At 60.6% G+C, this 24,657-nt stretch carries 25 protein-coding genes and 1 pseudogene; 17 read left to right on the plus strand and 9 right to left on the minus strand.

Annotated elements, in window-relative coordinates; genetic code table 11:
* Nucleotides 1-15: 15 nt before the first annotated feature.
* Together lldD and GT756_RS25830 are read right to left on the minus strand one after the other, a co-directional pair.
* Nucleotides 16-1,200: an FMN-dependent L-lactate dehydrogenase LldD gene (gene lldD, locus GT756_RS08500; RefSeq protein WP_017900850.1), complete on the minus strand. Its 1,185-nt coding sequence runs from the start codon at nt 1,198-1,200 to the stop codon at nt 16-18.
* Between the two features lie 288 nt (nt 1,201-1,488).
* Nucleotides 1,489-1,581 (minus strand): annotated as a pseudogene (locus GT756_RS25830) (hypothetical protein); the annotation flags it as partial.
* Between GT756_RS25830 and GT756_RS08505 the strand changes: the two are divergent.
* The 8 genes from GT756_RS08505 (at nt 1,580) to GT756_RS08540 (ending at nt 8,867) form a co-directional block, all read left to right on the plus strand.
* On the plus strand, nt 1,580-1,777 hold the full coding sequence (locus tag GT756_RS08505) for a hypothetical protein (RefSeq protein ID WP_004203090.1): 198 nt from the start codon (nt 1,580-1,582) through the stop codon (nt 1,775-1,777). The pseudogene GT756_RS25830 and the gene GT756_RS08505 overlap by 2 nt on opposite strands.
* Before the next feature lie 479 nt (nt 1,778-2,256).
* Complete coding sequence (gene sufA / locus GT756_RS08510; protein WP_160124704.1) at nt 2,257-2,634, plus strand: Fe-S cluster assembly scaffold SufA; 378 nt, start codon at nt 2,257-2,259, stop codon at nt 2,632-2,634.
* Between the two features lie 2 nt (nt 2,635-2,636).
* Nucleotides 2,637-4,124, plus strand: a complete 1,488-nt coding sequence (sufB, locus tag GT756_RS08515) for a Fe-S cluster assembly protein SufB (protein WP_002908877.1) — start codon at nt 2,637-2,639, stop codon at nt 4,122-4,124.
* Nucleotides 4,125-4,140: 16 nt separating this feature from the next.
* Nucleotides 4,141-4,887 carry a Fe-S cluster assembly ATPase SufC gene (gene sufC, locus GT756_RS08520; RefSeq protein ID WP_004203085.1) on the plus strand — a complete coding sequence of 249 codons (747 nt, stop codon included), beginning with the start codon at nt 4,141-4,143 and terminating at the stop codon, nt 4,885-4,887.
* Nucleotides 4,862-6,136, plus strand: a complete 1,275-nt coding sequence (gene sufD, locus GT756_RS08525; RefSeq protein WP_017900848.1) for a Fe-S cluster assembly protein SufD — start codon at nt 4,862-4,864, stop codon at nt 6,134-6,136. Before sufC ends, sufD begins: the two co-directional genes overlap by 26 nt.
* Entirely contained in the window at nt 6,133-7,353 is a 1,221-nt protein-coding gene (gene sufS, locus GT756_RS08530) for a cysteine desulfurase SufS (RefSeq protein WP_032456245.1), read from the plus strand. Before sufD ends, sufS begins: the two co-directional genes overlap by 4 nt.
* A gap of 11 nt (nt 7,354-7,364) precedes the next feature.
* Nucleotides 7,365-7,781, plus strand: coding sequence for a cysteine desulfuration protein SufE (gene sufE / locus GT756_RS08535; protein WP_004203081.1), 417 nt, complete (start codon nt 7,365-7,367; stop codon nt 7,779-7,781).
* Nucleotides 7,782-7,880: 99 nt separating this feature from the next.
* A complete protein-coding gene (locus GT756_RS08540; RefSeq protein ID WP_160124705.1) occupies nt 7,881-8,867 on the plus strand; it encodes a L,D-transpeptidase family protein in 987 nt (328 codons plus the stop codon).
* A 61-nt stretch (nt 8,868-8,928) separates the two neighbouring features.
* On the opposite strand, the gene GT756_RS08545 is transcribed toward GT756_RS08540, so the two are convergent.
* Both GT756_RS08545 and pykF read right to left on the minus strand, forming a co-directional pair.
* Nucleotides 8,929-9,165 carry a major outer membrane lipoprotein gene (locus GT756_RS08545; protein WP_002908860.1) on the minus strand — a complete coding sequence of 79 codons (237 nt, stop codon included), beginning with the start codon at nt 9,163-9,165 and terminating at the stop codon, nt 8,929-8,931.
* A 313-nt stretch (nt 9,166-9,478) separates the two neighbouring features.
* Nucleotides 9,479-10,891: a pyruvate kinase PykF gene (pykF, locus tag GT756_RS08550; RefSeq protein WP_004203076.1), complete on the minus strand. Its 1,413-nt coding sequence runs from the start codon at nt 10,889-10,891 to the stop codon at nt 9,479-9,481.
* Nucleotides 10,892-11,028: 137 nt separating this feature from the next.
* Between pykF and GT756_RS25835 the strand changes: the two genes are divergently transcribed.
* Nucleotides 11,029-11,160 carry a hypothetical protein gene (locus GT756_RS25835; RefSeq protein ID WP_004217210.1) on the plus strand — a complete coding sequence of 44 codons (132 nt, stop codon included), beginning with the start codon at nt 11,029-11,031 and terminating at the stop codon, nt 11,158-11,160.
* A gap of 236 nt (nt 11,161-11,396) precedes the next feature.
* Complete coding sequence (gene fumD, locus GT756_RS08555) at nt 11,397-11,609, plus strand: fumarate hydratase FumD (RefSeq protein ID WP_004203074.1); 213 nt, start codon at nt 11,397-11,399, stop codon at nt 11,607-11,609.
* Between the two features lie 17 nt (nt 11,610-11,626).
* On the opposite strand, the gene GT756_RS08560 is transcribed toward fumD, so the two are convergent.
* A complete protein-coding gene (locus GT756_RS08560; protein ID WP_017900845.1) occupies nt 11,627-12,265 on the minus strand; it encodes a TetR/AcrR family transcriptional regulator in 639 nt (212 codons plus the stop codon).
* Between the two features lie 126 nt (nt 12,266-12,391).
* Here GT756_RS08560 and GT756_RS08565 point away from each other — a divergent pair, with 126 nt between their 5' ends.
* The 4 genes from GT756_RS08565 (at nt 12,392) to GT756_RS08580 (ending at nt 17,291) form a co-directional block, all read left to right on the plus strand.
* Nucleotides 12,392-14,245, plus strand: coding sequence for a bifunctional sugar phosphate isomerase/epimerase/4-hydroxyphenylpyruvate dioxygenase family protein (locus GT756_RS08565; RefSeq protein ID WP_160124706.1), 1,854 nt, complete (start codon nt 12,392-12,394; stop codon nt 14,243-14,245).
* A gap of 71 nt (nt 14,246-14,316) precedes the next feature.
* A complete protein-coding gene (locus tag GT756_RS08570; protein WP_004203068.1) occupies nt 14,317-15,639 on the plus strand; it encodes an MFS transporter in 1,323 nt (440 codons plus the stop codon).
* Nucleotides 15,640-15,654: 15 nt separating this feature from the next.
* Nucleotides 15,655-16,491 (plus strand): shikimate dehydrogenase, encoded by an 837-nt coding sequence (locus GT756_RS08575; protein WP_032456243.1) that lies wholly within the window; start codon nt 15,655-15,657, stop codon nt 16,489-16,491.
* Between the two features lie 56 nt (nt 16,492-16,547).
* On the plus strand, nt 16,548-17,291 hold the full coding sequence (locus tag GT756_RS08580) for a substrate-binding domain-containing protein (protein WP_032431073.1): 744 nt from the start codon (nt 16,548-16,550) through the stop codon (nt 17,289-17,291).
* Here the strand turns inward: GT756_RS08580 and GT756_RS08585 are convergent.
* From GT756_RS08585 to GT756_RS08600, 4 genes are all read right to left on the minus strand, one after another.
* Nucleotides 17,275-18,024 (minus strand): ABC transporter ATP-binding protein, encoded by a 750-nt coding sequence (locus GT756_RS08585; protein ID WP_004203063.1) that lies wholly within the window; start codon nt 18,022-18,024, stop codon nt 17,275-17,277. The genes GT756_RS08580 and GT756_RS08585 overlap by 17 nt on opposite strands.
* Nucleotides 18,021-19,028 carry an iron ABC transporter permease gene (locus GT756_RS08590; protein ID WP_160124707.1) on the minus strand — a complete coding sequence of 336 codons (1,008 nt, stop codon included), beginning with the start codon at nt 19,026-19,028 and terminating at the stop codon, nt 18,021-18,023. Before GT756_RS08590 ends, GT756_RS08585 begins: the two co-directional genes overlap by 4 nt.
* On the minus strand, nt 19,018-20,076 hold the full coding sequence (locus GT756_RS08595; RefSeq protein WP_004203060.1) for an ABC transporter substrate-binding protein: 1,059 nt from the start codon (nt 20,074-20,076) through the stop codon (nt 19,018-19,020). Before GT756_RS08595 ends, GT756_RS08590 begins: the two co-directional genes overlap by 11 nt.
* 92 nt (nt 20,077-20,168) lie before the next feature.
* Complete coding sequence (locus GT756_RS08600) at nt 20,169-20,981, minus strand: DNA-binding transcriptional regulator (RefSeq protein WP_049092554.1); 813 nt, start codon at nt 20,979-20,981, stop codon at nt 20,169-20,171.
* Between the two features lie 177 nt (nt 20,982-21,158).
* Here GT756_RS08600 and GT756_RS08605 point away from each other — a divergent pair, with 177 nt between their 5' ends.
* Genes GT756_RS08605 through mhpC form a run of 3 tightly spaced genes read left to right on the plus strand, consistent with a single transcriptional unit; the run spans nt 21,159 to nt 24,653 of the window.
* A complete protein-coding gene (locus GT756_RS08605) occupies nt 21,159-22,823 on the plus strand; it encodes a bifunctional 3-(3-hydroxy-phenyl)propionate/3-hydroxycinnamic acid hydroxylase (RefSeq protein ID WP_160124708.1) in 1,665 nt (554 codons plus the stop codon).
* 1 nt (nt 22,824) lies between these two features.
* Nucleotides 22,825-23,769: a 2,3-dihydroxyphenylpropionate/2,3-dihydroxicinnamic acid 1,2-dioxygenase gene (gene mhpB, locus GT756_RS08610; protein WP_017901284.1), complete on the plus strand. Its 945-nt coding sequence runs from the start codon at nt 22,825-22,827 to the stop codon at nt 23,767-23,769.
* Between the two features lie 17 nt (nt 23,770-23,786).
* Nucleotides 23,787-24,653: a 2-hydroxy-6-oxonona-2,4-dienedioate hydrolase gene (gene mhpC, locus GT756_RS08615; protein ID WP_160124709.1), complete on the plus strand. Its 867-nt coding sequence runs from the start codon at nt 23,787-23,789 to the stop codon at nt 24,651-24,653.
* Nucleotides 24,654-24,657 lie beyond the last annotated feature (4 nt).

The following is a 24,657-nucleotide window of genomic DNA, read 5'->3' on the forward strand; positions in this document are numbered from 1 at the left end:
CGGCCCCGGGCTGCGTCAGGCAGATAAGGATACCGGGACCGCACGGCTGCGCTGTTGATCTTTTTCCAGCCGGTCGAGGCAATCGAGGCTAATGGCAGAGGGCGAGGTGGCGCCGGTGAGGGTCATGGTGACCTTCATATCCTCGGCAAATAAGCGCAGCAGATGCGCCACGCCCGCTTCGCCCGCGGCGGCGAGGGCATAAATATAGGCCCGACCAAGCAGGACTCCCTTCGCGCCGAGGGCCAGCAGGCGAATAACGTCCACGCCGGAGCGCACTCCGGAGTCGGCAAGGACCGTCAGATCGTCGCCGACCGCATCCGCCACCCGCGGCAGCGCCCGGGCGGTGGGGATGGCGCCATCGAGCTGTCTGCCGCCGTGATTGGAGACCACAATGCCATCGGCGCCCAGCCGCACGGCATTGCGCGCATCGTCGGCATCGAGGATCCCTTTAATGATCAGCTTTCCTGGCCAGCTGTCGCGGATCCACTCCAGATCGTGCCAGGCGATGGACGGGTCGAAGTTGTTGCTGATGAACCCCATATAGTCATCCATGGTCATTTTGTGGCCGGTATAGGCTTCGATGTTACCGAACGACAGGGGTCTGCCCGCCAGGCCGACGTTCATTGCCCAGCGCGGGTGGGTGCAGGCCTGAAGATACTGTCGCAAGGTGGCGTGCGGCCCGGACATTCCTGAACGGTTATCGCGATACCGTGAGCCGGGGATCGGCATATCGACAGTGAATACCAGGGTTTTCATGCCGGCAGCCCAGGCGCGTTCCAGGGCATTACGCATATAGCCGCGATCTTTCAGTACGTACAGCTGGGACCAGAGCGCGCCGCTGGCGTGGCTCGCCACCTCCTCAATGGAGCAGACCGACACGGTGGACAGAGTGTAAGGGATCCCGGCGCGGGAGGCGGCGCGGGCCGCCTGGACTTCGCCGCGGCGGGCGTACATTCCAGTGGCCCCGACCGGCCCCAGCGCCACGGGCATCGCCCATGGGGCATCAAGGATGGTGGTGGCCAGCGTCGGCTCACCCGCTCCGCACAGCACGCGCTGGCGAAGGGCTACCGAGGCGAGCTCGGCGGCATTAGCGTTCATGGTATTTTCTGCCACCGCGCCACCGTCAATATAGTCAAAAAGGAAACGTGGCAGACGGCGACGAGCGGCTTCGCGATAATCGCTGGGGGCTGAAACAATCATGATTATATCCTTATGTCTTTTAACCTAAGTGGATGTTCTGCAGGCAAAAAAACTATAGGCTTCTAAAAGGCGGTGGGGAAATGAAATATTAGCATCCAAGCCATTCCCTAATGGAATAAACTGGATTTGTCGCTTAAATGGTTATTTCTTTTTTTTGCCTTGGGCACGCGCGTTATTTTTATTTATTTCCGCAAAGCGTGAATTCGGGCCAAATAAAAGACCCGATGTGGTGCTACAGCGTTTTGCGCTATCGCCATAGCAAGGAAGCGTGGTCAGCTCGGCGCCTGCGTTTTCCGGGAGGTGTAAAGAAGGTGATTTTGAAATTGAGCAGATGCTATCTTTTGCTAGCCTTTCTGAGGAGGACAGACGGAGCGACACCATGAAAGATAAAGATGAACAAACGGCATTGATTGGCATGGCTATCGGCGCGGCGGTCATTAGCTTAGTGGCGACCCAAAAGCAGATTAATCAGGGGAGTATCGTGGATGAGCTGGTGCGGCTGGGCAGACAGAAGGGGGATGGGGTGGAGGATGAAGTTTTTGTCCAGGCCGCCCGCCTGGTGAGAAAAGGAACTTAGCCAACCGATAGCCTTCCTGGCTACCCGCTTTATCGCGGTTTATCTCCCCCCGATCGCGGCCACGTCCCCCGCCAGGCCGCGACCCCCCTGCCGAAAGCGTTGCGCCTTGACGCTTTCTGCTTACGCTTTCTCATTCCGCAGGCCAGCGCCTGTTCAGCGCGCATGGCTGCTTAGTGACGCCGTCACTTTTTTGGTTTCTACGACAAGGTTAATCAGGAAGGTGGTCTGCTGCTATCGCATAAATCGGTATTTTCGATACATCTTTGCCATTGCGTGCGGTGATAGAACGATATCAGAATTAAATATTATAAATCATATGATTAGGTCCAACTTGCGCACCCTGATAATCCCCGGGCAAGGGTCTATGCTTATAAAAAGCGCTAATTGGGGCAATACCCCTGCTGGAGAAGGGTTGAAGTGATAATCATTATCACTAACATGGCGGTATGCCTTGATGGCGCCAACCTGGAGGTCTATCGATGGAAGTACAAGCAGGAACCTTTAATCCCGCCGATTTCAGCTGGCAGGGACTGACCATGACGCCGGCCGCTGCCGCGCATATTCGCGATCTGATGCGCAAGCAACCGGATAAAAAGGGGCTACGGCTGGGTATTAAAACCAGCGGCTGCGCCGGTTTTGGCTATGTGCTCGAAATGATTGCCGAGCCGGCGCCCGACGAACTGCTCTTTGAATCTGAAGGGGCGAAGCTGTACGCGCCGCTGCAGGCGATGCCGTTCATTGACGGTACGGAGCTGGATTACGTCCGGGAAGGATTAAATGAAATCTTTAAATTTCATAACCCGAAAGCGCAGCACGAATGCGGCTGCGGCGAAAGTTTTGGGGTGCAGGCGGAGTAACTATGTCGCGTAATACTGAAGCAACAGACGATGTCAAAACCTGGACCGGCGGCCCGCTCAATTATAAAGAGGGCTTTTTCACTCGCCTGCAGACCGATGAGCTGGCCAAAGGCATTAATGAAGAAGTGGTTCGCGCCATCTCCGCCCGCCGCAATGAGCCGCAGTGGATGCTGGAGTTCCGGCTCAATGCCTACCGGGCGTGGCTGGAGATGGAAGAGCCGCACTGGCTGAAGGCGCATTACGATAAGCTGAATTATCAGGATTACAGCTACTATTCCGCCCCCTCCTGCGGCAACTGCGATGAGACCTGCGCCTCCGAGCCCGGCGCGGTGCAGCAGACCGGGGCCAACACCTTCCTGACCAGCGAGGTGGAAGAAGCCTTTAACCAGCTGGGCGTACCGGTGCGCGAAGGGCGCGAGGTGGCGGTGGACGCGATATTCGACTCGGTGTCGGTGGCGACCACCTACCGTGAAAAGCTGGCGGAGCAGGGGATCATCTTCTGCTCTTTCGGCGAGGCGATCCACGATCATCCGGAACTGGTGAAAAAGTATCTGGGTACCGTGGTGCCGGGCAATGACAACTTCTTTGCCGCGCTGAACGCCGCGGTGGCTTCGGATGGCACCTTTATCTATGTGCCGAAGGGCGTCCGCTGTCCGATGGAGCTATCGACCTATTTCCGCATCAACGCCGAAAAGACCGGCCAGTTTGAACGTACCATTCTGGTGGCCGATGAAGGCAGCTACGTCAGCTACATCGAGGGCTGCTCGGCGCCAGTGCGCGACAGCTATCAACTGCACGCCGCGGTGGTGGAGGTCATCATCCATAAAGACGCGGAAGTGAAATACTCCACGGTGCAGAACTGGTTCCCGGGGGACAACAACACCGGAGGGATCCTCAACTTTGTCACCAAGCGCGCTCTGTGCGAAGGGGAGAACAGCAAAATGTCATGGACCCAGTCGGAAACCGGCTCGGCCATCACCTGGAAATACCCCAGCTGCATCCTGCGCGGCGATAACTCGATCGGCGAATTCTTTTCGGTGGCGCTGACCAGCGGCCATCAGCAGGCGGACACCGGCACGAAAATGATCCATATCGGCAAGAACACCCGCTCGACCATCATCTCGAAAGGGATCTCCGCCGGACACAGCCAGAATAGCTATCGCGGGCTGGTCAAAATCATGCCGACCGCCACGAATGCCCGCAACTATACCCAGTGCGATTCAATGCTGATCGGCCCGGACTGTGGGGCGCATACCTTCCCCTATGTCGAATGTCGCAACAACAGCGCTCAGCTGGAACACGAAGCGACCACCTCGCGGATCGGTGAGGACCAGCTGTTCTACTGCCTGCAGCGCGGGATCAGCGAAGACGATGCCATCTCGATGATCGTCAACGGCTTCTGTAAAGACGTCTTCTCCGAACTGCCGCTGGAGTTCGCCGTAGAGGCGCAAAAATTGCTGGCCATTAGCCTTGAGCATAGCGTCGGCTGATAATTAAGGAAAAAAGATGTTAAGTATTCAAGATTTACATGTCGCCGTCGAAGATAAAGCGATCCTGCGCGGGCTGAACCTTGAGGTGCGTCCGGGGGAGGTCCACGCCATTATGGGGCCAAACGGCTCGGGGAAAAGTACGCTTTCGGCCACTCTGGCCGGGCGCGAAGATTACGAGGTCACCGGCGGCAGCGTCGAATTTAAGGGCAAAAACCTGCTGGAGCTCGCCCCGGAAGATCGCGCCGGGGAAGGCATCTTTATGGCCTTCCAGTATCCGGTGGAGATCCCCGGCGTCAGCAACCAGTTCTTCCTGCAGACTGCGCTGAATGCCGTACGGAGCTATCGCGGCCAGGAGCCGCTGGATCGCTTCGATTTCCAGGACCTGATGGAAGAGAAAATTAAGCTGCTGCAGATGCCGGAAGATCTGCTGACCCGTTCGGTGAACGTGGGTTTCTCCGGCGGCGAGAAAAAGCGCAACGACATTCTGCAGATGGCGGTGCTTGAGCCGGAGCTGTGCATTCTCGATGAATCGGATTCCGGGCTGGACATCGATGCTCTGAAAATCGTCTCCCAGGGCGTGAACGCGCTGCGCGACGGCAAACGCGCCTTCATCATCGTCACCCACTATCAGCGCATCCTTGACTATATCAAGCCGGACTATGTCCATGTGCTCTATCAGGGGCGGATTGTGAAGTCGGGGGATTTCACCCTCGTCAAACAGCTGGAGGAGCAGGGCTATGGCTGGCTTACCGAACAGCAGTAACGCGCTGCAGCAGTGGCACCATCTGTTTGAAGCGCAGGGCGACCAGCGTACGCCGGAGGCCAGCCAGCATCTGCAGCAGCTGTTGCGCCTGGGGCTGCCGACGCGCAAGCAGGAGGACTGGAAATACACCCCGCTGGACGCGCTACTTAACGGCCGCTTCGTCGCCGAGGAGGGGGCGTCGCTCAGCGCCGAACAGCGTGACGCGCTGGCGCTGCCGCTGGACGCCTGGCGTCTGGTGTTTATCGACGGCCGCTATCATCCTGAGCTGAGCGACGATCTCGCCGCCAGCGGCGTGGAGGTTAGCGTTGATAACCAGCGCCAGCATCTGCCGGATGCCCTGCAGCCGGAAGTGTTTCTCCATCTGACCGAAAGCCTGGCGCAGTCGGTGACCCGCCTTCGCGTGCCGCGCAACCGTCGCCTGGATAAGCCGCTGCTGCTGATGCATATCACCCGCGGCCTGGCCGGCGATGCGCTGAATACCGCCCACTATCGTCACCATCTGACGCTGGAGAGCGGGGCGGAGGCGACGATTGTCGAGCATTACCTCAGTTTCGATGAGCAACCGCACTTCACCGGCGGGCGGCTGACCATGACGGTGGCGGACAACGCACGCCTGCAGCACATCAAGCTGGCGTTCGAGAACGCGCATAGCTACCACTTCGCCCATAACGACCTGCAGCTGGGCCGCGACGCCTCGGCCTTCAGCAGCAGTTTCCTGCTCGGCGGCCAGGTGCTGCGTCACCACACCAGCACGCGTCTGGGCGGCGAAAATAGCGACCTGCGCCTTAATTCGCTGGCGATGCCGGTAAAAAATGAGGTCTGCGACAGCCGCACCTGGCTGGATCACCAGGTGGGGTACTGCACCAGCCGCCAGCTGCACAAAACCATCGTCAGCGATAAGGGCCGGGCGGTGTTTAACGGGCTGATCAACGTCGCGCCGCACGCGCTGAAAACCGACGGGCAGATGACCAACAACAATCTGCTGCTCGGGCGGCTGGCGGAAGTCGACACCAAACCGCAGCTGGAGATTTACGCCGATGACGTGAAATGCAGCCACGGGGCGACGGTCGGGCGCATAGACGAAGAACAGCTGTTCTATCTGCGCTCGCGCGGAATTGAACATCAGGCGGCGCAGCAGATGATCCTCTACGCCTTCGCCGCCGAGCTTACCGAAGCTATCCGCAGCGACGCGCTCAGAGAGCAGGTGCTGGCGCGAATTGGAGAGCGTTTGCCGGGAGGCACAGCATGACATTTTCAGTAGAACGGGTTCGCGCCGATTTTCCGGTGCTGAGCCGGGAGGTCAACGGCCAGCCGCTGGTCTATCTTGACAGCGCCGCCAGCGCCCAGAAACCGGAGGCGGTGATCGGCGCCGAAGCGGAATTCTATCGTCACGGCTACGCGGCGGTGCATCGTGGGATCCATACCCTCAGCGCGGAAGCCACCGCGCGGATGGAAGCGGTGCGCCAGCAGGCGGCCACTTTCCTTAACGCCGGATCGGCGGAGGAGCTGGTATTCGTGCGCGGCACCACCGAGGGCATCAACCTGGTGGCCAACAGCTGGGGAAATGCCAACGTCGGCGCTGGGGATAACATCATCATCAGCGAGATGGAGCACCACGCCAACATCGTACCGTGGCAGATGCTCTGCGCCAGGGTGGGGGCTGAGCTGCGGGTGATTCCCCTCAACCCGGACGGCACCCTGCAGCTGGACGTGGTTCCCGGGCTGTTTGACCAGCGTACCCGCTTGCTGGCGATCACCGAAGTCTCCAACGTGCTGGGCACCGAAAACCCGCTGTCGGCGCTGATTGCCCTTGCGCATCAGCATGGCGCGAAAGTACTGGTGGACGGTGCTCAGGCGGTGATGCACCACCCGGTGGACGTTCAGGCGCTGGGTTGTGATTTTTATGTCTTCTCCGCCCACAAATTGTATGGTCCGACCGGGATCGGCGTGCTCTACGCCCGGGCCGAGCTGCTGCAGACCATGGCGCCTTGGGAAGGGGGCGGGTCGATGATCGCCACCGTCAGCCTGACGGAGGGCACCACCTGGAACCAGGCGCCGTGGCGCTTTGAGGCCGGCACGCCGAATACCGGCGGGATCATTGGCCTCGGCGCCGCGCTGAGCTACGTCAGCCAACTGGGACTGACGCAGATCGCCGAATACGAGCAGACGCTCATGCGCTACGCGCTGGAGGCCCTGCGCGCGGTGCCGGACCTGATCCTCTACGGTCCGGCGCAGCGCAAAGGGGTGATTGCCTTTAACCTCGGCCAGCATCACGCCTATGACGTCGGCAGCTTCCTCGATAACTACGGGATCGCCGTGCGGACCGGGCACCACTGCGCCATGCCGTTGATGGCCCGCTATCAGGTACCGGCCATGTGTCGGGCGTCGCTGGCCATGTACAATACCACGGAAGAGGTGGACCGCCTGGTGGCCGGCCTCCAGCGGATCCACAAACTATTAGGGTAAAGGACGTGACGATGACGGCATTACCGGACAAAGATAAACTGTTGCGCAATTTTAGCCGTTGCGCCAACTGGGAAGAGAAGTATCTTTATATCATTGAGCTGGGCCAGCGGCTGGCGCCGCTGAGCGACGCGGAGCACAGCCCGCAGAATATTATTCAGGGCTGTCAAAGCCAGGTATGGATCGTGATGGCGCAGGATCCTTCCGGCGTTGTCACCCTGCGCGGCGACAGCGATGCGGCGATTGTCAAAGGGCTGATTGCGGTGGTGTTTATCCTTTATGACCGGATGACCGCCCAGGACATCGTCGAGTTCGACGTCCGCCCGTGGTTTGAAAAAATGGCTCTCACCCAGCATCTTACCCCCTCCCGCTCGCAGGGCCTCGAAGCCATGATCCGCGCGATACGCGCGAAAGCCGCAAATATTAGCTAGAATAAACAGGTAGATTTCATTCTGTTACGTCCGGCAGGGCGCTGACCCTGCCGCCGTTCAGTCTCCTGGCGTTTTATCAGCGAAAGAAGGAATCTCAGTATGAAACGCAAAACGATGATCACCTTAGCCCTTCTCAGCGCCCTTGGCGCCTCCCCGGCCGCCTGGGCCGTCGACTACCCGCTGCCTCCGGCTAACAGCCGGCTGATTGGCCAGAACCAGTACTGGACGGTTCAGGAGAGCGATCGCAACCTGCAGGCGATTGCCCGCCATTTCGATACCGCGGCGATGCTGATCCTCGAAGCCAACGATACCATTGCGCCGGTGCAGCCGAAGCCCGGGACCCAGGTGCTGATCCCTTCGCAGATGCTGCTGCCTGACGCGCCGCGGGAGGGGATTGTCGTCAACCTCGCGGAGCTGCGGCTGTACTACTTCCCGCCGGGAGAGAATCAGGTCCAGGTTTATCCCCTGGGCATCGGCCAGTTAGGACTGGAAACCCCGGAGATGACCACCCGCGTCGGGCAGAAGATCCCTAACCCGACCTGGACACCCACCGCCGGCATCCGTGCGCGCTCGCTGGAGAAAGGGGTGACGCTGCCGGCGGTGGTGCCGGCCGGGCCGAATAACCCGCTGGGTCGCTATGCGCTGCGTCTGGCCTACGGTAACGGCGATTATCTCATCCACGGGACTAACGCCCCGGACAGCGTTGGGCTGCGCGTCAGCTCGGGCTGTATGCGGATGAACGCTGATGACATCAAGGCGCTGTTCAGTCAGGTGAAAACCGGGACGCCAGTGCGGATCATCAATCAGCCGGTGAAGTTTGCCGTCGAACCGGATGGTAAACGCTACGTAGAGGTCCACAGGCCGCTGTCGCAGACGGAAGGGGAAAACACCCGGACCATCGCTTACACGCTGCCAGCGGCGTTTCACGCCTTCGCAGAGGATAAAGCGGTGGATGACCAGCAGTTGAAAAAAGCGATGTCGAGAAGGGCGGGCTATCCGGTGGTGGTATCGACGGGGGCGGGGAGCGCGGCGACGTCGCTGTCGGCGCAGAACAGTTCGTCTGATAACGGCCTGCTCACCCAGTAGCCCTCAGCGCGAGGGCAAAAAAAATGGCGCACTGAGTGCGCCATTTTTATTACCAGAACTCTTACTTACGGTAAGAGTGAGCCTGGTTGTCCAGACGCTGGTTAGCGCGAGCTGCGTCGTCTTTAGCAGCCTGAACGTCGGAACGCATTGCGTTCACGTCGTTGCTCAGCTGGTCAACTTTAGCGTTCAGAGTCTGAACGTCAGAAGACAGCTGATCGATTTTAGCATTGCTGGAGCAACCAGCCAGCAGAGTAGAACCCAGGATTACCGCGCCCAGTACCAGTTTAGTACGATTCATTATTAATACCCTCTAGATTGAGTTAATCTCCATGTAGCGTTACAAGTATTACACAAACTTTTTTGGGATGAGAATATTTTTTTTACCTGAACGCACTTATTTTTGATCGTTCGCTCAAAGAAGCATCGAATTGGTCAAAATCGCTGAAAAAGGCGAGTGAAAACAGCGCGCTTCCATCGGATTCATCTTAGATAATCTCTTATTAAATAGTAAATTCCGATTTGCATTTTTAATAGGAAGAGCTAGCCGATGAATAAAAAAAAAGCGCCCCGAGAGGCGCTTTATTAAAAAAAACCAATTAACCTGTAAATTATTACAGCACGTGCACGGAAGCGGTATTAGTGGTGCCGCTCGGGACTAATGCGCCAGAGACCATCACTACCACGTCGCCTTTGCGCGCGAGGCCGCTCTTCAGCGCCAGATCTTTGCCCAGGTGATAGAAGTCATCAGTAGAGGCAATCTCTGTCACCAGCTGCGGCACAACGCCTTTGCTCAGCACCAGCTGGCGAGCGGTGGTTTCGTTGGTGGTCAGCGCCAGGATGGTGGCATCCGGGAAGTATTTGCGCACAGCGCGTGCGGATTTACCGCCCTGGGTGGCGACGACGATCAGCGGTGCTTCCAGTTTCTCAGCGGTTTCTACCGCGCCGCGGCACACCGCTTCGGTGATGCGAAGTTTACGGTTGTCGTTGTTGAAATCCAGACGGCTGGTCATGACGCGGTCGGTACGTTCGCAGATAGTCGCCATGATGGTGACCGCTTCCAGCGGGTATTTACCTTTCGCGGATTCGCCGGACAGCATCACCGCATCGGTGCCGTCGAGGATGGCGTTGGCCACATCGCCGGCTTCAGCGCGGGTCGGACGCGGGTTCTTGATCATGGAGTCCAGCATCTGGGTAGCGGTGATAACCACTTTGCGCGCGCGGATACATTTTTCGATGATCATTTTCTGCGCGAAGATAACTTCTTCAACCGGGATCTCAACGCCCATGTCGCCACGAGCAACCATGATGCCGTCAGAGGCTTCGAGGATTTCGTCGAAGTTGTTCAGGCCTTCCTGGTTTTCGATTTTGGAGATGATCTGGATGTTTTCGCCGCCGTGGGCTTTCAGGTGCTCACGGATCTCGACGACGTCGGAACGCTTACGGATGAAGGAGGCCGCGACGAAGTCCACGCCCTGTTCGCAACCGAAGATCAGATCCTGTTTGTCTTTTTCCGCCAGCGCCGGCAGGGCGATGGAGACGCCCGGCAGGTTCACGCCTTTGTTCTCGCCAAGGTCGCCGTTGTTCAGCACTTTACAGATAACTTTGTTGCCTTCGATAGCGGTCACTTCCATGCCGATCAGGCCATCGTCTACCAGAACGGTGTTGCCGACGCTCAGGTCAGAGGTGAAGCCTTCATAGGTTACCGCTACGATTTCGCTGTTGCCGATAACGGATTTATCGGTGGTGAAGGTGAAAGTCTGGCCCGCTTTCAGGGAGACGTCGTTGCCGCCTTCCAGCTTGATGGTACGAATTTCCGGTCCTTTGGTGTCCAGCAGAATAGCGGCTTTCTTACCGGTTTTGCTCATCACATTGCGCAGGTTCTGGATGCGCTGACCGTGTTCCGCATAGTCACCGTGAGAGAAGTTCAGACGCATCACGTTCATGCCGGCTTCCAGCATTTTGGTCAGCATCTCTTCAGATTCGGTTTTCGGACCGATGGTGCAAACAATTTTGGTCTTTTTCATGACAGTTTTAGTCTTTAAGTTGTGAAGGATATGGAATTCTCGCTCCGCGGGCGCACTGCCGGGGAGCCAAACCTGTATTACGAAAGTTGCTAAGCCACGCCCTAAGGATAGGTGACAACCCTGAAGCGTGCAGAAGAATGTGTGCTGGCGGTTCAGCCCATGAAATGTGGCAAGGTGTTATGCGTTTTATCATGCAGTCCAATGCGCTGAAACCATTCAAGAAAGAATCGAAGCGCATTATACGCTGCCGAAATCAAAAAGGAAAATAAAAACCTCGTTTCAAATTATGGACAAAACGCGTAACAAAACCGGCACGTTATGCATAAAACTACGCAACACAATATTTCATCAGGCGGCATGAAAAGGGGTGTAAGAAAGGGATTTTACTGACATCATGAGGCGCTAAAATACCCCATTGAGCCGTTAACGGTGGGATGATTTGCGTTGCCGGAAAAATCTATCAATAATGATTTGATTGATAATGAGAAAATGCGAGCCAGACTCAATGGGAAATAAAGCGAAAGACGACGAGCTGTACCAGGAAATGTGCCGCGTGGTGGGCAAAGTGGTGCTGGAGATGCGTGACCTTGGTCAGGAGCCAAAACACATTGTCATCGCCGGCGTGTTGCGCACCTCGCTGGCGAACAGCAAAATCCAGCGTTCACCGCTCACCGAGGAGGCGATGGCGAAGGTCATTCACGCCCTCTCCGGACACTGACGCCTTTCGCCGGCGGGTCAGGAAATCACAAAGCGGACCACCGCCCGGACGGCAATGTCGCAGTGGTGGGCCACCATCGCTTCATCGTCAATGGCGGGCAGCGGATCGTCAAGGTACAGACTGCTGAAGGTGTAGAAATTTGACACCTGATAAAAGCTGAAGCTGCTGATCAACCGGTGGACATCGCGCGCTTCCAGCCCCGCCTGAAAGACGCCCTGCTGTTGGCCGCGTTGCAAAATGTCTTCCAGAATCGACAGGGCGGTTCGATTCAGCGGCTTCAGATCCCCTGAGGTCTTCAGCCACTTGCCGCGCTGCATGTTCTCCATGCAAATCACCCGCATATAGTCCGCATGGGTGGCGTGATAGCGCACGCTCCAGCGCACCAGCCGCACCAGCGCCTCTACCGGCGGCACATTCTCCAGCCCCAACTGCTGCTCGGTTTCGCGGATCCGCGCATACACATGCTGCAGCACCTCCTGATAGAGCTGCTCTTTGCTTTTGAAGTAGTAGACCACCATGCGCTTGGTGGTCTGCGCCTCGGTGGCGATCTGCTCCATGCGGGCGCCTGACAGCCCGTGTTCGGCAAAGACGGCGATAGCGGCGCTGAAGATCCGCTCCTTCAGAGATTGTGCTTCATCATGAGCAACGACGGTCATGGCAACTCCTTTTTCTTGGGTGACAAAAAATACACATAATGATCACAATTTAGCAACCTGGTATGGCGCAAATGAACCAAATGATACATATTCAAGACTCACGTCAGCTATTGACCCGAGGACCTTATGCTGCGCTCTATCGCCACCGTTTCGATTTCCGGCACCCTGCCAGAGAAGCTGCACGCTATTGCGGCGGCGGGCTATCAGGGTGTGGAAATTTTCGAGAACGATCTGCTCTATTATACGGGGACGCCGGCGGAAATCCGCCAGCTGGCCGCCGATTTAGGGTTAAAAATCACGCTTTTTCAACCCTTTCGCGATTTTGAAGGCGCCAGCCGGGCGCAGTTTGCGGCCAATATGACCCGCGCCAGACGCAAATTTGCGCTGATGCGCGAGCTGGGCTGCGACACGCTGCTGCTGTGCAGCAATGTGCAGCCGGACTGCTCGGCGGATAGCGAACTGCAGGTGGCGGACCTGCGGGCGCTGGCCACGTTGGCGGAAGAGGAGGGGATCGTAATCGGCTATGAGGCGCTGGCCTGGGGAACCCATGTGAACCGCTGGCATCAGGCCTGGGAGCGGGTGCAGCAGGTGGACAGCCCGGCGCTGGGCCTGGTGCTCGACAGCTTCCATATCCTGGCCCGGGGCGACACCCTCGACGCGCTGCCATCGGTGCCGGTGGAGAAAATCACCTTCGTTCAGCTCGCCGATGCGCCGTATATGAAAATGGATCTCCTGGAGTGGAGTCGCCATTTCCGCTGCTTCCCCGGGCAGGGGGAGCTGCCGCTGGAGGCGTTTGCCGAGCAGATCACCCGCTGCGGCTATCGCGGTCCCTGGTCGCTGGAGATCTTTAATGACGGTTTTCGCGCCTCGCCAAACGGCGCGACGGCCAAAGATGGTTATCGTTCGCTGCTGTGGCTGGAGGAGCAGACTCGACGCCGGCTCCCGGCGTGCGATGCCGATCTGTTTTCACCGCCGCCGTTGCCGAACTATCACGGGCTGGAGTTTATTGAATTCGCCGCCAGCGTCGCCGAGGCGCAGCGCCTGGGGCAGCATCTGCAGGCTTTGGGTTTTCAGCACGAGGGAAGCCACCGCTCCAAACAGGTCACGCTGTGGCGCAACGGCGGGGCGCGGATCGTGATTAACCATCAGCCCCACAGCTGGGCCGATCACTTTTATCAACGCCATGGGGTATCGCTCTGTGCGATGGCGCTGCGGGTCGACAGCAGTGCGCCGATTGTCGCTCGCGCCCGCGCGCTGGGGTATGCCACCTGGCAGGGCGACGCCGGGCCGAACGAGACGCCGATCCCGGCGATCTGCGCCCCTGACGGCAGCCTGGTCTATCTGATCGACGCCGGAGAGGCGATCTACGAGCGCGATTTTCTCCTGCGCGACGGTTTGACGGTGCGCGAAGATTACCTCGGTATCGACCATCTGGCGCTGGGGATGGAGGCAGACAGCCGCGACAACTGGGTGATGTTCTTCCGCACGGTGTTTGGCTTTACCCTTGAACATGAGCAGATGCTGCCGGACCCCTATGGACTGGTGCGCAGTCTGGCAGTGCGCAGCCCGCAGGGCGATATCCGCCTGGCGCTGAATATCTCCCAGAGCCGGGCGACGCAGATCGCCCGATCGGTCGCCTGCTACCAGGGGGCAGGGCTGCAGCATGCCGCCTTTGCCTGCCGCGATCTGCCGGCCACCTGCGACCAGCTCGCCGCGGTTGCCGGCCATGCGCTGCCGATCCCGGCCAATTACTATGACGATCTGCTGGCGCGTTTTGGCGGCGAGTTGGACGTCGGGCAGCTCCAGCGGCGGCAGCTTCTCTACGACCGCGATCCGCAGGGCGGGGCGTTCCTGCACCTGTATACCCGGCCCTTCACCGCCGGGCGCTTCTTCTTTGAATTAACCGAACGACGGGCAGGCTACGCGCTCTATGGCGCGGCGAATGCGGCCGTCCGCCTGGCAGCGATGCAGTATTGTTAGCCTGAATCAAATGGTTCATTATGCCTGAAACACAATAACAACACCCTCTGTACCCGAGACAGGAACTGACTATGAGCTCATATAGCCCTAACCCGACGGCTGCCGCCCAGCCGGCCGTCACCGCGCGCCGCTCCCGGCGGCGCATCGGCATTCTTGCGCTGCTGGCCATCGGCACCATGATCAACTACCTCGACCGCACCGTGCTGGGGATCGCCGCCCCAAAGCTCACCGCTGAGCTGGGGATCGATCCAGCGATCATGGGGATACTTTTCTCCGCTTTCGCCTGGACCTACGCCCTGGCGCAAATCCCCGGCGGGCTGTTTCTTGACCGCTTTGGCAACAAAGTCACCTATTTTCTGTCGCTGACCCTGTGGTCGCTGTTTACCCTGTTCCACGGCATGGCGGTGGGGCTGAAAACGCTGCTGCTGTGCCGTTTCGGGCTTGGCGTCAGCGAAGCGCCGTGCTTTCCGGTCAATAGCCGGGTGGTCAGCGCCTGGTTCCCGCAGCAGGAGCGCGCGAAGGCCACGGCGGTGTACACCGTGGGGGAGTATCTTGGGCTGGCCTGCTTTGCCCCGCTGCTGTTCTGGATCATGGATGGCTTCGGCTGGCGGGTGCTGTTCGTCAGCGTCGGCGCGGTTGGCATTCTGTTTGCCCTGGTGTGGTGGCGCTGCTACCGCGAACCGCATGAAGATCCTCGTCTCAGCCAGCAGGAGCGTGAGCATATCGAAAACGGCGGCGGCCTGAGCGCCCCGACGGACCAGCAGGTGGCGTTCAGCTGGCCGCTGGTCCGCCAGCTGCTGAGCAAACGCCAGATCATCGGCGCCAGCATCGGTCAGTTTGCCGGCAATACCGTGCTGGTGTTCTTTCTCACCTGGTTCCCGACCTGGCTGGCCACCGAACGCCATATGCCGTGGCTGAAGGTTGGTTTCTTTTCCATCCTGCCGTTTGTCGCCGCCGCCGGTGGGGTGATGTTTGGCGGCTGGATCTCCGACAAGCTGCTCAAAGCCACCGGGTCGGCCAACCTGGGGCGTAAGCTGCCGATCGTCGCTGGCCTGCTGATGGCCAGCTGTATCATCTCCGCCAACTGGCTGCAGAGTGACCTGGCGGTGATCCTGGTGATGTCGTTTGCCTTTTTTGGCCAGGGGATGGTGGGCCTCGGCTGGACGCTGATCTCCGACATCGCCCCGAAGGGGCTGGGCGGACTTACCGGTGGCCTGTTCAACTTTTGCGCCAACCTCGCGGGGATCCTCACCCCGCTGGTGATCGGCTTTATCGTCGCCGGGTTCGGCAATTTCTTCTACGCGTTGATCTACATCGGCGGCGCCGCGCTGCTGGGTGTGGTGGCCTATCTGTTTATCCTCGGCGACGTCAAACGTATCGAGTTATCGCAGTAAACAAAGGAGCAAGGCATGGTGATTAGTGGGAATACGCGGCTGATAGCGCATCTTGGCTATCCGACCGCCAGTTTTAAGGCGCCGATGATCTACAACCCGTGGTTTGTCGACCAGCAGGTGGACGTGAAGGTGGTGCCGATGGGGGTCAAACCGGAGGACTATGCCGCGTTTATTCCGCCGCTGTTTACGATGACCAATATCATCGGCGCGCTGGTGACGATGCCGCATAAAATCGCCACCTGCGAGCTGGTGCAGCGCCTGAGCCCGACGGCGGCTATCGCCGGCGCCTGTAACGCCATCCGTCGCGAGGCGGACGGCAGCCTCTCCGGGGACATGTTCGATGGTGACGGCTTTGTGCTGGGCCTGCGCCGCAAAGGATTTCATCCTGAGGGGACGCGGGCGCTGGTGGTCGGCAACGGCGGAGTGGGGTCGGCTATCGCCGCCTCTCTCGCGGCGGCAGGGGTTAGCGCTCTGACCCTGTACGATACCCGACCGGAGGTGGCGCACGCTCTCGCCGGACGGCTGCATCAGCACTATCCGCAGCTCGATATCACCCTGATGCAGCGCGATCCGGCCGGACACGAGCTGGTGGTTAACGCCACGCCGCTGGGGATGAAGGTCAGCGATCCGCTGCCGCTGGACGTGGACCGTCTGGCGCCTGGCACCTGGGTGGGGGAGGTGGTGATGACCCAGGAGTATACCCCGCTGCTGAGGGCCGCCCAGGCGCGACAGTGCCCCATCCAGCGCGGGACCGACATGCTGTTTGAAATGATCCCCGCCTATCTGCGCTTTTTCGACCTGCCGGTAGCCACCCCTGAACAGCTCCGGGCGCTGGCGGAAATTCGCTACTGACGTGGCGGCAAACCGGGTAATATAGCGCTATATTATCCGGTTTATAGCGACGATCTATAATGTCCACTCCTCTCACGCTGCTGGCGGCGGGAAGCCTGAAAAGCGCTTTTCTGCCGCTGGTGGCGTACTTTCAGCAGCAGACTGGCCTGGCGGTCGATGCGCAGTTTGGCCCTGCCGGCCTGCTGCGCGAGCGGATCGAGGCCGGGACCCCGTGCGCGGTTTTTGCTTCCGCCAACGCGGCGCACCCGCAGGCGCTGCTCCAGGCGGGTCTGGCGCAGGAATGCCAGGGATTTGCCGGCAACCAGTTGATGCTGACCGCCAGGCGGTCGCCGGACAACGATGGCCTGGACTGGCTGGCGCTGCTCAGCACGCCCCGCCTGCGGCTGGCAACCTCCACGCCGGGCTGCGATCCGTCAGGAGATTATACCTGGCAGCTGTTCGCCCGAATTGAGGCGCGCTATCCAGGGTTGGGCAACGCGATGGCCGGGCGGGCGCAGCCGCTGGTCGGCGGCAGAGACTCACTGAGCGTGCCGCCGGGAGAGATAGCCGGCGCGTGGCTCATTCGCCAGAATCTGGCGGATCTGTTTATCGGCTACGCGCACTATGCCCCCGCGCTGGCCTCCTGCGACGATCTGCGTACCCTGACCATCCCGGCAGCGTGGAATATTCGCTGCGATTACCAGTTGGCGCGCCTCAGTGCCGATCCCGCCGCGCTGGCCCTGTATCGCTTTATCCTCGGCGACGTTGGCCAGGGGTATCTCCGGCAGGCGGGTTTTATGCCGTTCAGCGACGCAGAGTAAACCCCGGCGCCAGCAGAGGGGACGCGGACGCGGGATGGTAGATCAGACGTACTGGCAGGCCGTATGCTTGCCGGAGGTGCGTTTCGCTCAGCACTTCGGCAGTCTCGCCCGCCAGCCACTGGCCCTCCGGCAGAAGCAGCAGCGTATGGCTGGCCACCTGTAGCGCATGATTCGGATCATGGGTGGTGAACAGGACGGTGCGCGCCTGGCGGTGAGCGAGGTCGTCGATCAGCTGGAGCACCACCTGCTGGTTACCGAGATCCAACGCCGAGCAGGGCTCATCCAGCAGGATATTCTGACTGGCGCTGACCAGCGCGCGGGCAATCAGCACCAGCTGCTGCTGGCCGCCGGAGAGCGCGTCGAAGTCATCCCCGGCCAGGGCGGCAATCCCCAGCTGCGCCAGCGCCTGCTCAACCCGCCGGGCATCCTCCTCGTCCGGCTGGGCAAAGAGATCCACGTGCCGGGCGCGGCCCATCAGCACCACATCGCTCACTCGCCAGCGGAAAGCGGGACGAAACGACTGCGGAACCAGGGCGACGCCGCCCTCGCACTGCGCCCGGCCGCTCAGCGGTGGCAGCACGCCGGTCAGGGTATCCAGCAGAGTACTTTTTCCCCGGCCATTGGCGCCCAGCACCGCCCAGATCTCGCCGGGACGGCAGGCCAGCGTGAGCGGGGCGAAGAGCGGCTGACGGTGGCCGTAACGTAGCGCTTCCAGCGACAATGAGCGGTTCATTGGAGCGTATTCCGGCGTCGGGATTGCACCAGCAACAAGGTAAACAGCGGCGCGCCGAGCAGGACTGTGATGATCCCGATCGGGATTTCCGCCTGCGTCAGCGTGCGCGCCATATCGTCCACCACCAGCATCAGGGCGGCGCCGAGCCAGAAGGCGGCGGGCAGCAGGCGACGATGGTCGGCGCCCACCAGCAGACGGGCGAGGTGCGGGACCACCAGTCCCATCCAGGCGATGCTGCCGCTGACCGCCACTTGCGCTGCCACCAGCACCGCGCAGCAGACCAGCACGGCGCGACGCAGCGCGGCCACCGGAACGCCAAGACTGCGGGCATCGCGCTCCTCCAGCGCCAACAGATTGATTCGCCAGCGCAGCTTCCACAACACCCCGGCGGCCACCGCCATGGGCAGGATCATGAGCAGTACCTTATGCCAGCTGGCGGTTGCGAAGCTGCCGAGCAGCCAGAAGACAATGTTTGGTAACGTCTCTTCGCTGTCGGCGAGGTACTGCATCAGGCTGACCAGCGCGGCGAAGAAGCCGCTGAGGATGATCCCGGACAGAATCAGCCCCAGCGTGCTGTCCCGCCCCTGCAGGGCGGCGAGGGCGTAAATCAGCCCCAGCGCGACGAGGCCAAAGAAAAAGGTCGAGGCCATCATCAGCAGGCCGCCGACGCCCAACAGGATCGCCAGCGTGCCGCCGAAGGCGGAGCCAGAGGTCACTCCGATGATGTGCGGGTCGACCAGCGGGTTCTGGAACACGCCCTGTAAGGTAGCGCCGCACAGCCCCAGCGCGCCCCCGGCCAGCAAAGCTATGACCACGCGCGGCAGGCGAACCGACCAGACGATCTGTCCGATCACCCCTTCGCCTGGTGGGAGATGGATCAGGGTGTGGCCAACGGCGCTCAGGCTTAACGGGAACTGGCCGAAACAGAGAGAGGCGACTGCGATCGCCAGCGTCGCCAGCGCCAGGCTGCCCTGCAACAGCCAGGGACGGTGGTTAGCGGGCATCTGGCGTCCACGCTACGCGGTAAAAGCGTTGATAGTAATCCCTGGCTTTACTGTCCACATCGATGTTCTGGTAACGCGAAGGGTAGAGTTTTTTCGCCATCCACAGCTCGCCCAGCGCCAGGGCCTCCGGCATCGGGTAACCCCAGGCTTTGGCGTACTCCGGCATCAGCCACACGCGGTGATGTTTCACCGCATCGATCGCCTGCCACTGCGGGTCGTTCTCTATCTGTTTGACCACCTGCGGATAACGGTCCTGGACGAAGATCACCTGCGGGTTCCACGCCAGCACCTGCTCCAGCGACACCTGACGGGCGCCTGTTACGCTGGCGGCCGCCACGTTCAGCGCCCCGGCGTGCGCCATCATCAGACCGGTGTATTTGCCGGCGCCGTAGGTATTCAGATCGGGGTTGGCCATATACACCCGCACCCGCTGGTTCTGGGGAATATCGGCCACCGGCGCATTGGCTTGCTTACGCGCCTCAAAGGTGTAGTGAATCAGCGCCTCGGCCTCGGGCTGGCGTTCGACGACCTCGCCGATAAGGCGGATCCCCTCTACCAGTCCGGCGTTATAGGCCTGCTCCTCGTCAGCCATGGTGGGGTTCATTTTACTTTTTTCCCCAGCGGCATCCTGGCGCAGCGAAATGGCCACCACCGGGATCCCGGCCTGTTGGATCCGCGCGATCATCGCCGGCGGCGCATAGTTGGCGACGAAAACCACCTGCGGACGCAGCGCCAGCAGGCTTTCAATATTGACCTGAGTGAGATCGCCCGGGGTCGCCAGTTGCCCGATCTCGGGCATAAAGCGGGCGAACTGCGGCCCGAGCTGTTTCTTCCAGCTGCTTAAGACGCCGACGATATCCTCAGCGGCATGCAGTTGCACCAGCAGGTTGAGCGTCTGATGCTGCAGAACCACGACGCGGGTGACGTGGTCGGGGAGGGTGACCTGGCGACCCAGCTGGTCGGTGACAGTGCGGTCGGCGAAGGCCTGACCGGTGAACAGGCTGGCGCTGAGCAGCGTCAGGCCCAGCAGTAAGGGGTGTTTTGGCATGATCTGGCCCGAATGGCGTGAAAAATTCGTTGTGTATTAAATTATATAACGACGCCGGGCGCAATGGTTGATCGCGTTTACCCTCACTACGATCAAGGCATTTCGTACCACACTTCTTGATCCTCCATGCGCGCCTCTATCTGGCCCGCCACCCTCTGCAGCGTAGAGAGATGCTTTTGCGCCGCCTGCTCAATGGTCATGGCGCTGGCGATATAGACCAGGTTGAGGCAGCCGATGACCCGCTGCTGGCTGCAGACCGGCACGGCGATAGAGGCGATTTTCTCCTCCTGCCGCCAGCCGCGGAAGTTTTCTCCATAGCCGTTCTGGCGGGTGCGGGCGAGGATCGCCGCCAACCGCTCCGGCTCACGGGCCAGCTGATACTCCGCTTCCGGACGGGCGGCCAGCATGCTGACGATGGCGTCGCGCTCCGCGTCGGGAGCAAAGGCCAGCCACGTCAGACCGGAGGCGGTGAGCAGCAGCGGCAGTCGCCGTCCGACCATCGCCCGGTGAAACGACAGTCGGCTGAAGCGGTGGGTAGTCTCGCGCACCACCATGGCGTCGACGTCGAGGGTGGTGATGTCTGTCGGCCACTGTACTTCGCGCAGCAGCTCGCCGAGCAGCGGCGTGGCGAGGGCAGAAATCCAATGTTCGTCACGAAATCCGTCGCTCAGCTGGCGGACGTTAATGGTCAGGCGAAAGCTGTCATCGGAGCGGCTGCGGCGGACAAAACCCTCCTCCTGCAGCGTCTCAAGCAGCCGGCGCACGGTGGTGCGATGCAGGCCGCTAAACTCCGCCAGCAGGCCCGGCGTCGCGCCGCCGTCGAATTTATTTAACAATTTTAATAACAATAAACCCCTGCTTAATCCGCGCACCGTTTTGTACGCTGTGGACCCATCGTCATGCATCAAACCCTCCTGAAAACGCTTTATAAACAGAGCCGTGCACCTGGTGCACATTCGATGATGTTTTGATTGTAGCCGAAAACCCCCGCCCTATACTCAGCCCATTATAAAAATACGTTTACACATGATTAACAAATGGCCTGCCGGTCTGGCCGTTTCCGAGTCGTGAGGTCGCTGAGAATGACAACATCTACACCCGATATTCAACCCGCCGTGCAGCATACCGCCCAGGTCGCCATCGCCGGCGCCGGTCCGGTAGGCCTGATGATGGCCAACTACCTTGGCCAGATGGGCATCAGCGTGCTGCTGGTGGAAAAGCTCGACAAACTGATCGATTACCCGCGGGCCATCGGTATTGACGATGAATCGCTGCGGGCGATGCAGGCGGTGGGGCTGGTGGATGACGTGCTGCCGCACACCACGCCGTGGCACGCCATGCGCTTTCTGACCCCGAAGGGCCGCTGCTTTGCCGACATCCAGCCGATGACCGATGAGTTTGGCTGGTCGCGGCGCAACGCCTTTATCCAGCCGCAGGTGGATGCGGTGATGTATCACGGCCTGCAGCGTTTCCCACAGGTCCGTTGCCTCTTCTCCCGCGAGGTGGAAGCCTTTAGTCAGAACAGTGACAGTGTCACGTTAAATATCAAAGGGCCGGACGGCGAGCGGGAGACGGTGCGCGCGGACTGGCTGGTGGCCTGCGACGGCGGCGCCAGCTTTATTCGCCGTACGCTGAACGTCCCCTTTGAAGGCAAGACCGCGCCGAATCAGTGGATCGTCATCGATATTGCCAACGACCCGCTGGCCACCCCGCACGTCTATCTGTGCTGCGACCCGGTGCGGCCCTATGTTTCCGCTGCGCTGCCACACGGCGTGCGCCGCTTTGAATTTATGGTGATGCCCGGGGAAACCGAAGCCCAGCTCAGCGAGCCGCACAATATGCGCCGCCTGCTGAGCAAAGTGCTACCGGACCCGGATCGCGTCGAACTGATCCGCCAGCGGGTCTACACCCATAACGCGCGCCTTGCCGAGCGCTTTCGCATTGACCGGGTGCTGCTGGCCGGCGACGCCGCGCACATCATGCCGGTCTGGCAGGGCCAGGGATACAACAGTGGCATGCGCGACGCCTTCAACCTGGCGTGGAAGCTGGCGCTGGTGGTCAACGGCAAAGCGGGAGAGGCGCTGCTTGACAGCTACCAGCAGGAGCGTCGCGACCACGCGAAGGCGATGATTGACCTGTCGGTGACCGCCGGCCACGTGCTGGCGCCGCCGAAGCGCTGGCAGGGGGCCGTGCGCGATGGCCTCTCGTGGCTGCTGAACTACCTGCCGCCGGTGAAACGTTACTTCCTCGAAATGCGCTTTAAGCCGATGCCGCAGTATCGCGAGGGGGCGCTGCTGACCGATGGCACAGATAAATCCTCGCCGGTGGGCAAAATGTTTATTCAACCGCAGGTGACGCTGGAGAATGGCGAGAGCCTCCTGCTCGACGAGGTTATCGGGGCGAATTTCGCCATTATCGGCTGGGGCTGCAACCCGCAGTGGGGGCTCGACGCCGGGCAGATCGCTCGCTGGCGCGCGATAGGGGTGCGCTTTATTCAGGTGGTGCCGGAGGTGCAGATCCACCGCGAGCAGGATAACGCTCCGGGCACGCTGCGGGTGGGGGATAAGCAAAACCGACTGAAGAGCTGGTTTGCGCAACATCACACCGCCATCGCTGTGGTCAGGCCGGACCGCTTTGTCGCCGCCCTCGCTATCCCGCAAACCCTCGGCGCGCAGCTGACCGCCCTGGCGGAAAAAATGACCCTCGCAGCCGGGGATACCGCCCACGCTGAAGAGAAGGTGGCCTGATATGCATGCCTATCTGCACTGTCTGTCGCACACCCCGCTGGTGGGATTCGTTGACCCGGAGCAGGCGGTCCTTGATGAGGTCAACGGGGTGATTGCCGACGCCCGGCGGCGGATCGCTGAATTCGATCCCGAACTGGTGGTGCTCTTCGCCCCCGATCACTACAACGGTTTTTTCTATGACGTGATGCCGCCGTTCTGCCTCGGCGTCGGCGCCACCGCCATCGGCGACTTCGCCAGCGCCGCCGGCGACCTGCCGGTGCCCACCGAGCTGGCGGAAGCCTGCGCTCACGCCGTGCTCAACAGCGGTATCGACCTGGCGGTGTCGTACAACATGCAGGTGGACCATGGCTTCGCCCAGCCGCTGGAGTTTTTGCTGGGTGGGCTGGATCGCCTGCCGGTGCTGCCGGTGTTTATTAACGGCGTCGCCGCGCCGCTACCGGGTTTTCAACGCACCCGGCAGCTTGGCGAGGCGATGGGCCGCTTCCTCAACACCCTCAATAAGCGGGTGCTGATCCTCGGCTCTGGCGGGCTGTCGCACCAGCCGCCTGTGCCGGAGCTGGCGAAGGCCGACGCCCATCTGCGCCACCGCCTGCTCGGCAGCGGCAAACAGCTGCCGCCGGACGAACGCGAGCTGCGCCAGCAGCGGGTGATCAGCGCCGCCCGCCGGTTTACCGAGGACCCGCGCTCGCTCCATCCCCTTAATCCGGTGTGGGACAACCGCTTTATGAGCCTGCTGGAGCAGGGGCGGTTGAGCGAACTGGACGCGATCGGCAACGACGAGCTGTCGGCGATGGCCGGCAAATCGACGCACGAAATTAAGACCTGGGTGGCCGCCTTTGCCGCGCTATCCGCTTTTGGCCGCTGGCGTAGCGAAGGCCGCTATTACCGGCCGATCCCCGAGTGGATCGCCGGATTCGGCTCGCTGAGCGCCACCACCGAGATTTGATTAACCGGGAGACTAACATGAGCTATCAACCGCAAACCGAAGCCGCCACCAGCCGATTCCTCAACGTCGACGAAGGGGGCCGCACGCTGCGTATCCATATCAATGACTGCGGCGACGGGAAAGAGACCGTGGTGATGCTCCACGGCTCCGGGCCGGGGGCTACCGGCTGGGCCAACTTCAGCCGCAATATTGACCCGCTGGTCGAGGCGGGCTATCGCGTGCTGCTCCTCGACTGTCCGGGGTGGGGGAAGAGCGATTCGATCATCAACAGCGGCTCGCGTTCGGATCTCAACGCCCGCATTTTGAAAAGCGTGGTCGATCAGCTGGGGATCGATAAAGTCCATCTGCTGGGCAACTCGATGGGCGGCCACAGCGCAGTGGCCTTCACCCTGAGCTGGCCGGAGCGGGTGGCTAAGCTGGTGCTGATGGGCGGGGGGACCGGCGGCATGAGCCTGTTCACGCCGATGCCGGCGGAGGGCATCAAGCTGCTGAACGCCCTGTACCGCGAGCCGACCATTGAAAACCTGAAGAAGATGATGAGCATTTTCGTCTTTGACACCCGCGACCTCACTGACGCGCTGTTCGAGGCGCGGCTGAACAATATGCTGTCGCGCCGCGACCATCTGGACAACTTCGTCAAGAGCCTCGAAGCCAACCCGAAGCAGTTCCCTGACTTTGGCCCGCGGCTCGGCGAGATCGCTGCGCCAACTCTGATCGTCTGGGGACGCAACGACCGCTTCGTGCCGATGGACGCCGGGCTGCGCCTGCTCGCCGGGATCGCCGACTCTGAGCTGCATATTTACCGCGACTGCGGCCACTGGGCGCAGTGGGAACATGCCGACAGTTTTAATCAGCTGGTGCTCAATTTCCTCGCACGGGCTTAAGGAG

The organism is Klebsiella sp. Q2 (genome assembly GCF_009900705.1).
GTDB classification, from domain to species: Bacteria; Pseudomonadota; Gammaproteobacteria; order Enterobacterales; family Enterobacteriaceae; genus Klebsiella; species Klebsiella quasipneumoniae.

Bases quoted from the DNA above. Each gene is read 5' to 3' on its own strand.
- lldD (WP_017900850.1), bottom strand. From the start codon at position 1,200: ATGATTGTTTCAGCCCCCAGCGATTATCGCGAAGCCGCTCGTCGCCGT.
- GT756_RS08505 (WP_004203090.1), top strand. From the start codon at position 1,580: ATGAAAGATAAAGATGAACAAACGGCATTGATTGGCATGGCTATCGGC.
- sufA (WP_160124704.1), top strand. From the start codon at position 2,257: ATGGAAGTACAAGCAGGAACCTTTAATCCCGCCGATTTCAGCTGGCAG.
- sufB (WP_002908877.1), top strand. From the start codon at position 2,637: ATGTCGCGTAATACTGAAGCAACAGACGATGTCAAAACCTGGACCGGC.
- sufC (WP_004203085.1), top strand. From the start codon at position 4,141: ATGTTAAGTATTCAAGATTTACATGTCGCCGTCGAAGATAAAGCGATC.
- sufD (WP_017900848.1), top strand. From the start codon at position 4,862: ATGGCTGGCTTACCGAACAGCAGTAACGCGCTGCAGCAGTGGCACCAT.
- sufS (WP_032456245.1), top strand. From the start codon at position 6,133: ATGACATTTTCAGTAGAACGGGTTCGCGCCGATTTTCCGGTGCTGAGC.
- sufE (WP_004203081.1), top strand. From the start codon at position 7,365: ATGACGGCATTACCGGACAAAGATAAACTGTTGCGCAATTTTAGCCGT.
- GT756_RS08540 (WP_160124705.1), top strand. From the start codon at position 7,881: ATGAAACGCAAAACGATGATCACCTTAGCCCTTCTCAGCGCCCTTGGC.
- GT756_RS08545 (WP_002908860.1), bottom strand. From the start codon at position 9,165: ATGAATCGTACTAAACTGGTACTGGGCGCGGTAATCCTGGGTTCTACT.
- pykF (WP_004203076.1), bottom strand. From the start codon at position 10,891: ATGAAAAAGACCAAAATTGTTTGCACCATCGGTCCGAAAACCGAATCT.
- GT756_RS25835 (WP_004217210.1), top strand. From the start codon at position 11,029: ATGTGTGCTGGCGGTTCAGCCCATGAAATGTGGCAAGGTGTTATGCGT.
- fumD (WP_004203074.1), top strand. From the start codon at position 11,397: ATGGGAAATAAAGCGAAAGACGACGAGCTGTACCAGGAAATGTGCCGC.
- GT756_RS08560 (WP_017900845.1), bottom strand. From the start codon at position 12,265: ATGACCGTCGTTGCTCATGATGAAGCACAATCTCTGAAGGAGCGGATC.
- GT756_RS08565 (WP_160124706.1), top strand. From the start codon at position 12,392: ATGCTGCGCTCTATCGCCACCGTTTCGATTTCCGGCACCCTGCCAGAG.
- GT756_RS08570 (WP_004203068.1), top strand. From the start codon at position 14,317: ATGAGCTCATATAGCCCTAACCCGACGGCTGCCGCCCAGCCGGCCGTC.
- GT756_RS08575 (WP_032456243.1), top strand. From the start codon at position 15,655: ATGGTGATTAGTGGGAATACGCGGCTGATAGCGCATCTTGGCTATCCG.
- GT756_RS08585 (WP_004203063.1), bottom strand. From the start codon at position 18,024: ATGAACCGCTCATTGTCGCTGGAAGCGCTACGTTACGGCCACCGTCAG.
- GT756_RS08590 (WP_160124707.1), bottom strand. From the start codon at position 19,028: ATGCCCGCTAACCACCGTCCCTGGCTGTTGCAGGGCAGCCTGGCGCTG.
- GT756_RS08595 (WP_004203060.1), bottom strand. From the start codon at position 20,076: ATGCCAAAACACCCCTTACTGCTGGGCCTGACGCTGCTCAGCGCCAGC.
- GT756_RS08600 (WP_049092554.1), bottom strand. From the start codon at position 20,981: ATGCATGACGATGGGTCCACAGCGTACAAAACGGTGCGCGGATTAAGC.
- GT756_RS08605 (WP_160124708.1), top strand. From the start codon at position 21,159: ATGACAACATCTACACCCGATATTCAACCCGCCGTGCAGCATACCGCC.
- mhpB (WP_017901284.1), top strand. From the start codon at position 22,825: ATGCATGCCTATCTGCACTGTCTGTCGCACACCCCGCTGGTGGGATTC.
- mhpC (WP_160124709.1), top strand. From the start codon at position 23,787: ATGAGCTATCAACCGCAAACCGAAGCCGCCACCAGCCGATTCCTCAAC.